This window comes from Arthrobacter sp. alpha11c (genome assembly GCF_054149985.1).
In genome coordinates this window covers 1,705,066-1,719,235 of sequence record NZ_CP196747.1, presented here as the reverse complement: position 1 = coordinate 1,719,235, position 14,170 = coordinate 1,705,066, and the positions used below count along the sequence as shown (strand labels likewise).

Annotated in this window: 12 protein-coding genes; 8 read left to right on the top strand and 4 right to left on the bottom strand. The window is 61.5% G+C overall.

Annotated features, from left to right (window positions below):
• Positions 1-13 precede the first annotated feature (13 nt).
• Positions 14-2,128 (bottom strand): Stk1 family PASTA domain-containing Ser/Thr kinase, encoded by a 2,115-nt coding sequence (gene pknB, locus ACTAQJ_RS07850; RefSeq protein ID WP_498701617.1) that lies wholly within the window; start codon positions 2,126-2,128, stop codon positions 14-16.
• Positions 2,129-2,205: 77 nt separating this feature from the next.
• Entirely contained in the window at positions 2,206-3,552 is a 1,347-nt protein-coding gene (locus ACTAQJ_RS07845; RefSeq protein ID WP_498701616.1) for a lytic transglycosylase, read from the bottom strand.
• Positions 3,553-3,812: 260 nt separating this feature from the next.
• Here ACTAQJ_RS07845 and ACTAQJ_RS07840 point away from each other — a divergent pair, with 260 nt between their 5' ends.
• On the top strand, positions 3,813-4,166 hold the full coding sequence (locus ACTAQJ_RS07840; protein WP_216922937.1) for an Rv2175c family DNA-binding protein: 354 nt from the start codon (positions 3,813-3,815) through the stop codon (positions 4,164-4,166).
• 107 nt (positions 4,167-4,273) lie between these two features.
• On the opposite strand, the gene ACTAQJ_RS07835 is transcribed toward ACTAQJ_RS07840, so the two are convergent.
• On the bottom strand, positions 4,274-5,368 hold the full coding sequence (locus ACTAQJ_RS07835) for a polyprenyl synthetase family protein (protein ID WP_498701615.1): 1,095 nt from the start codon (positions 5,366-5,368) through the stop codon (positions 4,274-4,276).
• Entirely contained in the window at positions 5,365-5,934 is a 570-nt protein-coding gene (locus ACTAQJ_RS07830; protein WP_498701614.1) for a hypothetical protein, read from the bottom strand. The genes ACTAQJ_RS07835 and ACTAQJ_RS07830 overlap by 4 nt, the downstream gene beginning before the upstream one ends.
• A 74-nt stretch (positions 5,935-6,008) precedes the next feature.
• Here ACTAQJ_RS07830 and dinB point away from each other — a divergent pair, with 74 nt between their 5' ends.
• The 7 genes from dinB (at position 6,009) to ACTAQJ_RS07795 (ending at position 14,166) form a co-directional block, all read left to right on the top strand.
• Positions 6,009-7,268 carry a DNA polymerase IV gene (dinB, locus tag ACTAQJ_RS07825; protein WP_431119645.1) on the top strand — a complete coding sequence of 420 codons (1,260 nt, stop codon included), beginning with the start codon at positions 6,009-6,011 and terminating at the stop codon, positions 7,266-7,268.
• 239 nt (positions 7,269-7,507) lie between these two features.
• Positions 7,508-7,876, top strand: a complete 369-nt coding sequence (locus ACTAQJ_RS07820) for an SCO2097 family morphological protein (RefSeq protein WP_431119646.1) — start codon at positions 7,508-7,510, stop codon at positions 7,874-7,876.
• Positions 7,877-8,329: 453 nt separating this feature from the next.
• Positions 8,330-8,761, top strand: a complete 432-nt coding sequence (mraZ, locus tag ACTAQJ_RS07815; protein WP_223936683.1) for a division/cell wall cluster transcriptional repressor MraZ — start codon at positions 8,330-8,332, stop codon at positions 8,759-8,761.
• 136 nt (positions 8,762-8,897) lie between these two features.
• On the top strand, positions 8,898-9,926 hold the full coding sequence (rsmH, locus tag ACTAQJ_RS07810) for a 16S rRNA (cytosine(1402)-N(4))-methyltransferase RsmH (RefSeq protein ID WP_431119648.1): 1,029 nt from the start codon (positions 8,898-8,900) through the stop codon (positions 9,924-9,926).
• Positions 9,923-10,585, top strand: a complete 663-nt coding sequence (ftsL, locus tag ACTAQJ_RS07805; RefSeq protein ID WP_431119649.1) for a cell division protein FtsL — start codon at positions 9,923-9,925, stop codon at positions 10,583-10,585. Before rsmH ends, ftsL begins: the two co-directional genes overlap by 4 nt.
• Before the next feature lie 42 nt (positions 10,586-10,627).
• The gene (locus tag ACTAQJ_RS07800; RefSeq protein WP_431119650.1) at positions 10,628-12,424 is read left to right on the top strand and encodes a peptidoglycan D,D-transpeptidase FtsI family protein; all 1,797 of its coding nucleotides are present in this window, start codon (positions 10,628-10,630) and stop codon (positions 12,422-12,424) included.
• A 104-nt stretch (positions 12,425-12,528) separates the two neighbouring features.
• On the top strand, positions 12,529-14,166 hold the full coding sequence (locus ACTAQJ_RS07795; protein WP_431119651.1) for a UDP-N-acetylmuramoyl-L-alanyl-D-glutamate--2,6-diaminopimelate ligase: 1,638 nt from the start codon (positions 12,529-12,531) through the stop codon (positions 14,164-14,166).
• The last annotated feature ends 4 nt before the right edge of the window (positions 14,167-14,170 follow it).

Genomic DNA, 14,170 nt, shown 5'->3' with positions numbered 1-14,170 from the left:
TCCCGCCGACTCGCTAGACCACGGTCAATGTCACCACTGACTCCTCAGGTACTTCGGTGTTCACGGGGTTTTGATCGCGGACTGTGCCGAAGAAGCCCCCCAAGATCTTGTTGATCTCTACTTTGAAGCCGAGCTTTTTCAGTTCCTTCTCGGCATCATCCGCCTGCTTGCCAATAAAGCTCGGCACCTTCACCAGCTTGGGTCCCTTGGACAGCGTCAGGGTCACCGTTTCGCCGCGGACGAGCGTGCCGTTGCCAGGGGACTGTGCCACAACGGCGCCCTTGGGAACAGATTTGTCGTTGACTGTCTCCGGAGCGACAACGGCCTTCAACCCGGCATCCTGAAGTGCTTTCACGGCAGCATCCTGCGGCAAACCCCGAACATCGGGGACGGGGATGGGCTGGGGTCCCTTGGACACAACGAAGGATACCGGCGTGCCATGGCGGACTTCTTTGCCCGGGGCAGGGTCCTGGGAGATGACAGTGCCCGCGGGGATCTTTTCGTCGAAAGCCTCAGCGACATTGCCGAGGGTCATTTGGGCGGCGTTCAGGGCAGCCTTTGCTTGATCCAGGGTTCCGCCTGTCAGCGCGGGCAGCGCGAAGAGCTGTGCGCCTTTCGAAACGAAAAGGGCGATGGGTTGAAATTTCCGTACCACTTCCCCCGATTTGGGTTCAGTCCCGACGGCGAGTCCAGCCTGGACGTCGTCGTCGAACACGTCCTTGGGCTCGGACTGGAATCCTGCTGTTCGCAGGAGTTGTTGGGCCTCGGCCACTGTCTTGTTCTTGACATCGGGAACGGTGCCTGGAGATCCAGGCCCCATGCCGAAGAACCATCCGGCAGAACCTGCCAGCAGCGCCAGGATCACGATCACGACGGTCCAAATAACAGCGCGTCGCCGCGGATTTCCTTCACGCAAGGGGCGCACCGGGGTGGCAGCAGCCCGGGCTTGGTCTTTAGCCTGTTGCCGCTCCAGTTTTTTCTGCTCCCGTTTGCCAGGCTGGCGCAGGTCATCATCCACACCGGGAAGGGCCAAGCCGGCGTTGCGTGGTTGCCGCGCAGACGCTGCCATCACGGTTGTCGGGTTGCTCTGGTGTGGGATGAATTCGGTGGGCGATGCTGTCGCGGCAAGGGCCTCGGTGGGATTCTCCTGCGGGGTGGCCCCCTGTCGGGCGGCGCCGGAAGCAGGACCCGCGGAAGCGACTGCCCCGATGGAACCCGCTGCCCCAGCAGCAGCGCCAGGGGAGAGGGGCCGGGAGGACGGCTGCCTGTGGTCCAATTGTTCGTCGCTCAGTGTGGTCCGGATGTGGCGCAGTTCGGATAGCAAGGCGGAGCCGTCCACGGGTCGGTTTTCGGCGTCCACAGCAGTACACCACTGCACCAGTTCGTCCAGGTCTTCGGCAAGACCGGGAGCAGCCTCGGAGGGGCGGCCAACCACGGCGTTGACGTGCTGGTACGCAACTTGAATCGGGGACTCGCCAGCGTATGGCTGCTTGCCTGTGAGCATTTCGTAAAGCATGATGCCCGCTGAGTAGACGTCGCTGCGCGCATCGGCGGGTTTGCCGAGCACCAATTCGGGAGCGAGGTACGCCACCGTGCCGATCAAGGCGCCAGTGCTTGTGGTGGCAGTGACAGCCCTGGCTAGTCCGAAGTCGCCTACCTTGATCCGGCCGTCTTCGGCTATGAGCACGTTCTCGGGCTTGATGTCCCGATGGATGAGTCCGGATCCGTGGGCTGCCGCCAGACCTTCGATGACCGGGTCGATCAGGGCGAGGGCAAGGCGCGGTGGAAGTGCACCCTGCTGGTTGATGACGTCGCGGAGTGTATGGCCTTTGACATACTCCATCACCAGATAAGCGATATGACCGTCTTCGCCCTGGTCCAGCACGCTGACAACGTGGGGATGGGACAGGCTGGCGGCGGCCTTGGCCTCGCGGCTGAGCCGCTCCAGGAACGTCTCGTCATTGGCCAGGTGCGGGTGCAGGACTTTGAGGGCCACGTCGCGCTCCAGGCGCTGGTCCGTGGCCAGGTAAACGGTGGACATTCCACCCCTGGCAAGGCGTGATCGGACATGGTAGCGCCCGTCCACCGTGGTCCCGATGAGGTGGTCCTGCGTTTGTTCCTGCACCATACGATCCTAATCGAGGCAGGGAGGAGGCCCGAATCCGCAAAGGACCCGGGCCTCGTCCGAAGGTGCTTGGGGACGGCCTAGCCGAAAGTACGTTGGCGGGCCTTGATCGATTCGACGTAGCGCTTGGTGTCGTCGTACATGCCGTACTTGCTGACCGAGTACTGCCCTTGGTAGTAACCCGCGATGGCGTTGTCCAGGTCTTTGCTGGTGGCGATGAGTGCCCTGATGATGGCGACGCCGGCCGTTGCATTGTCATATGGATCCAGGAGGTTGAGCTTGCGTCCCACCAAATCAGATGCCCATTGGCCGGAGGAAGGAATGACCTGCATGGTTCCAATGGCGTTGGCGGGGGAAACCGCGCGCTGGTCGAAGCCGGATTCCTGCTCGGCGAAGGCAAGTGCCAATGAGGGGCTGACTCCCATGCGCCGGGCGGTATCAGCCACGATTGCTTTCATTTCATCCCGGCTAGGCACAGGCGAAGCGTTCAGCAACGCCTTGTTCTCGTTGGCGGAGCTGACAACAGCGGGCGGGTACGTAAAGCCGAGGAACGAGCTCGGCACCAGGGGCTTGGTTTCCCCGGCGGGCTGCAGTGACGTAGTGCCGGGGATGGTGAGCTTCTGTCCTGGGTAAATAACAGTCGTTGCTGAAACTGTATTGACGCTCATCAGCGCTGACAACGAAACGTTGTGACGCGATGCGATGGAGCTCAGGGTGTCGCCCGCTTTGATGGTGTAGGAGCCCGTATTGGCCACGGGAGTGGCCGCAGGTGCGGGTGCGGGCGCAGGTGCAGGAGCAGAGGGAGCCGAGGGCGAAGAGTCGCCACTGACCTTGATCTTCTGGCCGGGGTAGATGATGGAGCTTCCACTGAGATTGTTCCAGCTGAAGATGCTGGACAGCGGGACGCCGTGCCGGGCGGCGATCGCGCCCAGCGTATCGCCCGAAACCACCGTGTAGGTGGTGGCACTTGAAGGTGCGCTTGGCGCCGGGGCCGGCGCCTGGTCAGGGGCGGCCGGGGCAGTGCCAGTGAGTTTGATGGTCTGGCCAGGGTAAATCAGCGTTGTTGCCGTGAGCTTGTTCAACTGCAGGACAGCGGACGTGTCCAGGTTGAAGCGGCGCGCAATGGCACTGATGGTGTCTCCGCGGACGATCTTGTATGTGTCCGGCACGGAGGGAGCCATAGGCCGCAGGGCGGCAGGAAGCGTTGCCGCAACCGCTTGGGCGGGAATCACATTGCCCACTTTGGTGGCCTGGGCCTTCATGGCAGCAGCGAGGGTAGCGGGAACCTTGCGCGGCTGGGGTGCCGGTGCAGCCGTGGCTGGCTGGGCCAAGGCAAGCGAGGACAAAACCACGGCGGGAAGCGCAGCCGTGGTTGCCGCAATTACCGGCATGCTCATGGTTCGTTTCGGCGAGCGGGGCGTCGTCATGGAGTGTGTCCTCATCTCAGCAGCGGGAATAGTTTGTGTTGCCGCTGTTACCAGTGTTGCCAATGTTACTGATGTTATCAATGTTGCAAGTGTGATCAGTGTGAATCTCTCACACTTATTCATCCCGCACAACAATTCCTGCACCATGGAAATCTCTTCGCGGAATTCATACCCCTCAAAAGGCGACTTTCTCCCGCACGGAGGGACCGCCGTCGTGCTCCGGCTAGGCGACTGGCAGCCCGGCGTGGCAACCTTGTTCCGTGAGTAATGTAGAAAGCCTTGTTTCCGACTGGTTGCCGCTGCCGGATGTCGCCGAGCTGTTGGGAGTTTCCATCACCAAAGTCCATGGACTGTTGGATGAGCGTGCGCTGGTGGCCATCAGGCGGGGAGAGCGGAATATCCGCTCGATTCCGGCGCTGTTTATTCAGGATGGACACGTCGTAGACAGCTTGAAGGGAACCATTGCGGTTCTTAGCGATGCTGGTTATAACGACGAAGAACTCATCGTGTGGTTGTTTACGCCTGATGATTCATTGCGGGGACGGCCTGTGGATGCGTTGCGCGAAGGACGCAAGACGGAGATTCGGCGTCGCGCCCAGTCTCTCGCCTGGTAGTCGGCAGTTCAGATTCCGTCATAAGCAGTTAAACAGCGGACGACGGCGGTTCTTGACCGCCGTCGTCGTCTCAACGCCTGGAAGAACTTAACGCCTGGAAAACCCAGTCAAGCAGCCCGACTGACAGCGGCCTCAGCCAGTTGGCGCAATGCCGTGAGCGGTAATTCTTCCAGTGGCAGCTGTTCCAAGGCGGCGAAGGCTTTGTCGCTCAGCTCGGCAATTAGCGACTCCGTGGCATCAAGGGCTCCACAGTCGACCATTATGTGGCGGATTCTGGAAACTTCGTCCTCGCCGAGGTCCGGCTTCCCCAGCATTTCGTCCAAGTAGGTGGCCTCGTCCGCGGGAGCGAGGTTAATGGCAAATCCAACGAGCACTGTCCGTTTGCCCTCGCGGAGGTCATCGCCCGCAGGTTTTCCTGTCGTCTCCGGATCGCCGAAAACGCCCAGGACATCATCGCGCAATTGGAACGCCTCGCCCAACGGCAATGAAAATGCCGAATATGCCTTCAGCAGGTCCTTCGATGCGCCTGCCAACGCTCCACCCAGGGCCAGAGGGTGCTCGGTGGAATATTTTGCGGACTTATAGCGAATAATCGAGGTGGCGCGCTCCACGGAACCCGCGCGATCGCGTACAGGACCGGCTACTTCCTCGAGAATGTCCAGGTATTGCCCTGCCATTACCTCGGCCCGCATGAGGTTGAAAATACGGCGTGCTTCGCTTCCTGCAGCTGCCCTGGGGCCGATTTCCGTGAAGGATTCCTCGCTGAAGGAAAGGCACAAATCGCCGGTCAAGATCGCCGCTGCATGGCCGAACCGTTCATTGTCCAGCGCCCATCCATTGGCCTCATGGAGTTGGCTGAAGCGACGGTGCACACTGGGACCTCCGCGACGCGTATCCGAACGGTCAATGATGTCGTCATGGATGAGGGCCGCGGCTTGGAAAAGTTCCAAAGCGCAGCCGGCCGTCAGGATGTCTGCGTCACCGGCGGGACCGCCCGCACCCCGCCAGCCCCAGTAGCACATCAGTGCACGGAGCCGTTTTCCGCCTGTGACGAGGTTCGATATTGACCCCATAAGGGGCGCGACGTCCGGCGAAATCGTAGCCATCATGTCCTGCTGGACGGCCAGGAACTCATTCAGCTTCCCGGCTATGCCACCAATAAACTCGAGTTGCTCCGTGTGGAGTTGGGAAGCCGGCGTCACTTGACGGACCCGGCCGCCACGTTCGCGCCAATGGTGAACGTGGAAACGCCTTCCTTTTGCCTCACCGATACGTTCACGGTTTCACCGTCACCGCGGATGAAGTCGATCGACGTGACGTTGCCTACGGCTTGGGCGCCCGGAACAACCTTGAATCCTTGCGCTTCAAGCGAAGTCTTGTAGTAATCCACCACGCTTTCCGGCGGGGCTTTCACCGTTCCTACGAGGGCAACGGTGGCAGGAGATACGTTTTTGTCAAAGCTGCTTGAGCGCACGGACGTCTTGGGCATCACCGGGATGAGCTGTTCCGGAAAGCCGGGGACCAAGGCGCCCACCGTAGCCGTCGCGCCGGGAACAGGTCCGGCTGATCCGGATGAGTCAGGAGCCTGTGACGAGGATGAGGGGGAGGCTGGGGAAGAGGGCGCAGCCGTGGCGGAATCAGAGGAGCTCCCCGATGCGGATGGGGCAGCCGGGCTGTTGGTGGACGGAGTACAGGCGGAAACCGCCAGGGCGACACTCGCTGCGAGCAGGGCAAACCCTCGCGATTGAGGAGTTCCAAAGAGCTTCACAGGGGTATCCTTCCTTGGGCTGACGGGGGACAATGCCTCCAGTTTAGTCAGTGGCCGGGCATAGTATTGCCGTTGTGAGTCAGGAAGCATTCGGTAGCGCCCAAAGCGCGGGCAGCGAACCGGCCCGCAGCGCTCAAGATGCACTGCGGGAACAGCGGCGAACCAGCATCCTGCACGTGGACATGGACGCCTTTTTCGTCTCCGTGGAATTGCGCAGCCGGCCGGACCTGCGGAGCAAGCCAGTGATCGTCGGCTTCCCTGCTGAACGTTCCGTCGTGTTGTCGGCGTCCTACGAAGCCCGGGCCACAGGTGTGAAGTCAGCGATGCCCATGGCTATTGCCATGCGGATGTGCCCGGGAGCTGTCATCATCCAGCCGCGCCACAAGCTCTACTACGAGGTCTCAGCGCAGCTCATGGAGATCTTCGCCTCCATCACGGACCTCGTGGAGCCGCTGAGCGTTGACGAGGCTTTCCTGGACGTCGGCGGTGCAATCCGCCGTCTCGGATCTCCCTTGGACATCGGCCACCTCATCCGCAAACGGGTTCGGTCTGAGCTTGGTATCACCGCTTCAGTGGGGATTGCCGGAACCAAGTTTGTGGCCAAGATCGCATCCACCCGTTGCAAGCCGGATGGCATCCTCCAGATCGACGCCGAGGACACCATCCCGTACCTCCACAGCCTGCCGGTCAGTGCCCTCTGGGGCGTCGGTGGAAAGACCGCCGAGGTGCTGGCACGCCTCGGTATCCGGACCGTGGCCGACGTTGCGGCTACGCCGGTGGCATCGCTGAAAGGGGTCCTTGGCGCAAGCGGAGAGCATGTGCACCGGCTGTCCATGGGAATAGACCCCAGGCCAGTCACACCTACGAGGCTGGAAAAGAGTATCGGGGCGGAAGAGACCTTCGCCACAGATTCGGCAGACGACGCCCTGCTGCACCGCGAGCTCCTCAGGTTGTCCCATCGCACGGCAGCGCGGCTGCGCAGTTCCGGGATGCTGGCCCGAACCGTAGCTTTGAAACTCCGATACGCCGACTTTTCCACTGTGACCCGCAGCCGGACGGTGCATACTCCGGTTGACAGCGCCCAGCTTATTTACCAGGTTGCCGTGCAACTGCTGGAATCCCTGGGGGCACGATCCATGAGTGTTCGTCTTGTGGGTGTCCGTGCGGAGCAGTTGGAACCGGCGGGCCAAGCGTCCCTGCAGCTCAGCCTTGATCGACGCGATGACAACTGGCGGGCCGCGGAGCAGGCCCTTGACCGCGTTGCGGAACGATTCGGCTCCAAAACGTTGCTCCCGGCCAGGCTCCTGGATCCAGGAAAGACTCCTGACGTCTAATGACCGCATCGATGCCCCGCAGGTGCCTTCCGCGCGTCTTTCAGAACAGCGCCTGACAAACTATCCTAATTAGTACAGATATTTAGATCGTCTGGACAGCTGTTTCCTGAGCAGTCGGTCCCAGGATGTCCGCTAACAAAGCGGAAATTTTTGGGAACGCTTTTCGTGGCCCGATCGTTTTGGAAACAGACGCACAGGCCGCGATTCGTCCAGACGCTGGCTGACTAAAGGAGGTCGCGATGCCCCTCTCGGAGCATGAACAGAAGCTGCTTGAGCAACTTGAGAAGCAGCTTCATGAGGACGATCCGAAGTTTGCCAACACCATGGGTTCGGATCCCATCCGCAGCTGGTCAACCCGGCACGTGATAATTGGTGTCCTTGGTGCCATCGCAGGCATCCTTTTGCTACTGGTCGGCGTGTCACTCCAACAGATTTTCGTGGGTGTCCTCGGCTTCGTGGTGATGGGCGCAGGTGTCTATTTTGCGACTCTTAGGGGCGCGGCGTTCGGCAAGGCCCGGAAAGGGAAAGCCGGAAGGTCAAAGTCCAAGAGTTCGTTCATGAGCAACCTTGAGGAGCGCTGGGACGAGCGCCGCCGCGACGATAATTGAGCGTGAGCGCCAGCATAAGCCTGGAGCTGGAACCTTTCCAAGCGACGATTCCTTAATACCTGCGCCGATAAATGGTGCATGCCCCTGAGTTGCAGGGGACACAAAGGACCCTTGATGGGTCTTTTTGCGTTTAACCCCCAGTCCTCCTTGCTGCACCGTCCTCCACTTTCCACCCCTTCAGGATTGGCAGCCCACTGTGGAGTCGCAGCGCCACCACCTCTGCGCCTGATTCCAGCCGTGGCCCATTGGGCGTGCACCCAGGCCTTCCTCTGTCCTCCACTTCCCACCAGACCTCTTGGATCCGCGCAATTACGGGCCTCCGGAAACTCAAAGTGGTGGAGAAACACCCTGTAGTGCGTTGACTGTGGGGCTTTGTGGAGTAAAGTGGAGCGCATAAGAGGGTAATGGCAGGTTTGGTATGAACGGGCACCTTGACTGAGGGGCGGTGGGCCGGTGTTTCTTGGCACCCATTCCCCACGCCTTGATGAAAAGGGCCGGATCATACTTCCCGCGAAGTTCCGTGAGGAACTTGCCGAGGGCCTGGTTCTCACAAGGGGTCAGGAACGTTGCATTTACGTCTTCAGCCAGAAGGAATTCGAGCGGATTCACGAATCGATGCGGGAGGCACCACTGTCCTCCAAGCAGGCTCGTGATTACATTCGGGTTTTCCTGTCTGGGGCCTCTGACGAGGTACCTGACAAGCAGGGGCGCGTGACGATTCCGCCGGCGCTCCGGGCCTATGCGGGGCTTGGCCGGGAATTGGCAGTTATCGGTGCCGGTACCCGCGCGGAGATCTGGGATGCCGAGGCTTGGAATGAATACCTCGCCGAGAAGGAAGCAGCCTTCTCGGAAACCGACGATGACAATCTGCCCGGGTTCATCTAACCGGGGGATGGGGCCTTGGCCCCGGTCCTTGGATGGGATCTCCAGCCGCCCATCGAACTGTCTTCCTGGCTCAACTTCCCCTGAGCCAGGCCGGCGGAACGATAGGCGCGGATGGGGATCCGATCCAAGGAACTGAATGCAAGCGATTGAAGAAAGAGGAGGCAACGTGGAAGAGCAGGACGCGGCAAAGCCCACATCTGAGCGCCACGTGCCCGTCCTGAAGGACCGCTGCATCAATTTGCTCGCCCCCGGCTTCGAAGCAGCCCGGGACCGTGGTGAGACTCCGATCGTCATCGATGCGACGCTGGGGATGGGTGGTCACTCCGAGGCCATGCTGCAACGTTTCCCTGATCTGCACCTCGTGGGGATCGACCGCGATGAGGAAGCGCTGGCCTTGGCCGGTGCGCGGCTGGAACCCTTCTCGGACCGCACGGATCTGGTTCACGCGGTCTACGACGAAATCGAGGACGTCCTGGCCGATCTCGGCATCCCTGAAGTCCACGGCATCCTCATGGACCTGGGCGTATCGTCCTTGCAGTTGGACGAAAGGGAGCGTGGCTTCGCCTACTCCTACGATGCTCCGCTGGACATGCGCATGGATACCAGCCGGGGTCAAACCGCCGCAGACGTCGTCAACAACTACAGCGAAGAAGAGCTCGTTCGTATCATCCGCAAGTGGGGCGAAGAGAAGTTTGCCGGACGGATTGCGAACAGGATCGTCGCTGCCCGGGCTGAGAAGCCCTTTGCCACCACCGGCGAACTCGTTGAGCAAATCCGCAGTGTAGTACCTGCTGCTGCAGCCAAGAGCGGTGGCCACCCGGCCAAGCGGACCTTCCAGGCGCTGCGTATCGAGGTCAACGAAGAACTCGACGTCCTGGAACGGGCTATTCCAGCGGCCGTCGCAGCGACGGCCATGGGTGGGCGGATAGTCGTGATGTCCTACCACTCATTGGAGGACAAGATCGTAAAGTCTGTTTTCCAGGCCGGCTCCAAGTCCTCAGCACCGCTTGGATTCCCCGTTGAACTCGAAGAACACAAACCCGAACTGAAAACGCTGACCAAAGGCACGGAAGTGCCTACGGCCGCAGAAATTGCCGAGAACCCCCGCGCGGCGTCTGCCCGACTCAGGGCCGTGGAGCGCATCAAGCCAAGGAGAGTCGCATGAGCACCGCCGCAGCGAAGACACTGCCCTCCGTGGTAGGCAACACGGCCAGAGCACTCCCGGCTCCAGCCGGCAAGCCCGACGTCGGCCGAAAGGCGCGTACGCCGCTTTCGATTGTGCGCAGCGCCCCCGGGAAGCGGCGCACTCCCTTTGTTGTCCTATGCTTCGTGGTGATGGCGGCCGCCCTGCTGACGGTGCTCGTCCTCAACATTTCTGTATCCACAGCCCAGTACCGGTTGGTGCAGCTCAAATCGGAAGCAGCCACGCTGAACAAGGAAAACCAGGACCTGACACAGAAGAAGCAGAACTTCGAGGCTCCCCAGAATCTGGCTGCAAAGGCTGCAGAATTGGGAATGGTACAGTCCACCGTCAAGGGTCAGATCGATCTGAACACCATGACGGTCACCGGAAAGGCAACCCCGGCCGTCAAGGGAGACAACCCCTCGGCCGTGATCGCCCCTCCGGCCGTTGCCGGTCAGCTTGATGTGGTGCCTTCGGTGACTACCAAGGATCCGTTGGAGAACCTCAAACGGGCAACACCTGCAGGGCCCGCGGCCACACCGGCTGCGCCTGCTGCCAAGCCCGCAACTCCGGCGGCTGCGCCTGCGGAGCTTCACGGCGGATCCGTTCCGGCTCCCCAGCAGAAGGCACCAGGGCACTAGCCCGCAAGATCACCGACGCAAGGCCAGCAGCAAGGAATCCACGTGGCGCGAAACCCCGGCAAATCAAAAAAGACGAAGGTGCCGGCGGCAAGGAAGCGGCTCCGGGTTGGTCTTGGCATCATGCTGACACTGCTGTTGGTGGTGGGCGGGAAACTCTTCATGGTGCAAGGCCTTGATGTCGGTGGCATGGCCGAGGCCGCCCTCGCGAACCGTCTCACGCCGCAGGTTCTGCCGGCCGAACGGGGCAGGATCCTGGACGCCAACGGCACCGTCCTGGCCAGCAGTGTCATCCGCTACAACATTGTTGTGGATCAGGTCCTGAACACCGCCACCGCTGAGTTCAAACGCTACAACGAGAAGACTGAGGAAGTGGAGACTATCCCGCGCGACCAGGGTATCTCCGAACTGGCTTCGCTCCTCGGGGACGATCCCGCCAAGGTCAGGGAGTCGCTCACTGGTGACAAGAAGTACTTCACGGTGGCCAAGGATGTGAAACCCGAGCTTGAAGACCGCATCTCCAAGCTGCATATACCCGGTGTGGCCGCCGAAGGCGTCAGTAAGCGTGTCTATCCGAACGGCAGCGTGGCAGGCGGAGTGGTGGGTTTCCTCCAGGACGGCACAACAGGCCAGGCAGGCATCGAACAAACCCAGGACCAGGTCCTCCGCGGTACCGAGGGCAAGCGTGTTTTTGAGATTGGCGCTGATGGCCTCAGAATCCCCGTGGCCACTGATGAACTCACGCCGGCTGTGGATGGAAGCGACGTCAAGCTGACCCTCAACACGGACATCCAGTACTTCGCACAGCAGGCCATCCAAAGCCAGGTCAACAAGATGAACGCCGAGTGGGGTTCCATCATTGTGATCGACACCAAGACGGGCAACCTCATCGCCTTGGCCGACACGAATGCCCCGGACCCCAACGACCCCGGGAAAGTTGATGCCAAGGACCGGGGTGTGCGTTCCGTGACGGCCGCCTACGAGCCCGGATCGGTCGAGAAAATGATCACTGCCTCTGCCGTGATCGAGGAGGGCAAGTCCTTTCCGCTGGACCATTTCACCATCCCGCCGTCGTACACCATTGACGGCCAGACGTTCACGGATGCGTTCGAGCACGGCACCGAAGAACGCACGCTGGCCGGAATCCTGGGCTGGTCCATGAACACCGGCACCGTGATGGCGGGAAGCAGGCTGAGCAAAGAGCAGCGCTATGAATGGCTGAAGAAGTTTGGCGTTGGCGAACAAACGGATATCGGCCTTCCCGCGGAAGCGACGGGTATCCTCGCCAAGCCTGATCAGTGGGACGAACGCCAGCAATACACGGTCCTGTTCGGTCAGGGAGTTTCGCAGTCCACGCTGCAAACCGTGCGGGCCTTCCAGTCGATTGCCAACGGCGGCGTGATGTTGCAGCCCAGGCTTATCGACAGCTACATCACCCCCGAGGGCGAAGAGCAGAAGGTTCCGGCCAAGGAGTCCCGGCAGGTGGTGTCCAAGGAAACTGCACAACAAATGCGGGACATTCTGGAAAGCGCAGTGACCGAGGGCCAGATCAAGGACGCAGCCATTGACGGCTACCGCGTGGGCGCCAAGACGGGTACCTCACAGGCACCCCGCGAAGATGGACTCGCCGGCTTTGACGGGTACACGGCCTCGATGGTGGGCATGGCGCCCATGGATGACCCCCGGTTCATCGTCGAGGTCGTCCTGCAGCGGCCCAGGGGAAATATCTACGGCATCACCAATGGTCCCGTGTTCCGTTCCGTCATGTCCCAGGTCCTCAGGACCTACAACGTGGCACCATCCACCGGCACCCCCGCGCGCCTGCCGCAGTTCGTCAAGTAAGCTTCTTGGGCGTCTGTTTCGGCCAAAGAATTTGATCCATCACTACCGGCTGGGCGCCGCTGGCCCCAAGCCGGTCGTTCCACCGAGCATCAACGGAGAACCACGTGTCAGAGCACAATGAGGCCGCTGTCCACGCCGAGACGCCGGAGACCGGCACATCCGGCTTCCGTCCGGCGTCTGTGGCTGCAGTGCCTTTGTCGACCCTTGCAGAAGCCCTGGGTGTTGCCGTCCCGGCGGACGGCGGGACCAGGGGAGTGACGGGGATCTCGCTGAATTCCCGGGCCATTGAACCTGGTGACCTTTACATGGCCCTGCCCGGGGCTTCGCGCCATGGTGCCGACTTCGTCCCACAGGCCGTTGAGGCTGGCGCCGTCGCCGTAGTCACGGACGACGCCGGGGCACGGCAGCTTGCCCTGGCAGGCGAGCAGCCCGTGCCTGTCCTTATCGTCGACGAGCCGCGCACCGTCGTCGGGCGTTTGGCTGCCCTGATCTACCGCAGCCAGCCGGACGACGGCGGGTTCCCGACGCTGTTTGGAGTGACCGGGACCAACGGTAAAACGACCACAACGTACTTCATCAACTCCCTGCTCCGTGCCTTGGGTAAAACCCCGGGACTTATCGGAACAATCGAGATCCTGGCCGGGGGAGATCCTATTCCGAGCCTGTTGACGACGCCGGAATCCACAGACGTCCATGCACTGCTCGCCTTGATGCGGGAACGCGGGCTGGAGGCGGCCTCCATGGAGGTGTCCTCCCACGCCGTTGCTTATCACCGCGTGGACGGCGTGATGTTCGACGTCGCCGGGTTCACGAACCTCACCCAGGACCACTTGGACCTGCACGGCAGCATGGAAGAGTACTTCCGCACCAAAGCTGAGCTGTTCACCGCAGGACGGGCACGCCAGGCAGTGGTGATGGTCGATGACGAGTGGGGCCGCAACCTGGCGCGAACAGCGGACATTCCGGTCACCACACTTACTGCAACGACAGGAGGCAGCCCTGCCGATTGGTCCGTTGCCTCAACCACCGCCCGTGGACTCGGCACCGATTTTGAACTGCGGCACACAGACGGCCGTGTCCTGCGCGTACACACTGGCTTGCCGGGTGACTTCAACGTGGCGAACGCGGCCCTGGCCACGATCATGGTCCTGTCATCAGGCATGGATGTAGAGACCCTCCAGGACGCACTCGACGCCCACGATCCCTTTACTGTTGCCGTTCCGGGCCGCATGCAACTCATCTCCACTGCGCCGGCGGCCGTGGTTGATTTTGCCCACAATCCCGATGCCCTGGCCCGCGCGCTGCAGGCTGTGCGGTCCCGTGAAGAAGGCTCCCGCGTGATCGTGGTGTTCGGGGCTACCGGGCAGCGGGACCAAAGCAAGCGTCCTACCATGGGCGCCATTGCGGCACGCTTGGCGGATATTGTCATTGTCAGTGACGACGACCCCCATGACGAGGATGCCGCGGCTATCCGGTCAGAGGTCCTGGCAGGTGCCCATGCTGCCCGAGAGGCTGGGAACTTGACCTGTGAAATCATCGAGTCCTCGCCTCGGGATGCCGCCATCCGACTCGCAGTGGAGTTGGCCACCCCGAAGGACACCATCCTCATCGCAGGTCGCGGCCACGAGGTATGGCAAGAGGTCAAGGGGGTCAACCTTGCCCTTGACGACAGAGTGGAATTGCGGAGCGCCTTGACATCCAGGGGATTCAGCGTTTCAACGGACCAGCGGATAGAGTCCTAAACCG

Bases quoted from the DNA above. Each gene is read 5' to 3' on its own strand.
- pknB (WP_498701617.1), bottom strand. From the start codon at position 2,128: ATGGTGCAGGAACAAACGCAGGACCACCTCATCGGGACCACGGTGGAC.
- ACTAQJ_RS07845 (WP_498701616.1), bottom strand. From the start codon at position 3,552: ATGACGACGCCCCGCTCGCCGAAACGAACCATGAGCATGCCGGTAATT.
- ACTAQJ_RS07820 (WP_431119646.1), top strand. From the start codon at position 7,508: ATGCCCCTCTCGGAGCATGAACAGAAGCTGCTTGAGCAACTTGAGAAG.
- rsmH (WP_431119648.1), top strand. From the start codon at position 8,898: ATGCAAGCGATTGAAGAAAGAGGAGGCAACGTGGAAGAGCAGGACGCG.
- ftsL (WP_431119649.1), top strand. From the start codon at position 9,923: ATGAGCACCGCCGCAGCGAAGACACTGCCCTCCGTGGTAGGCAACACG.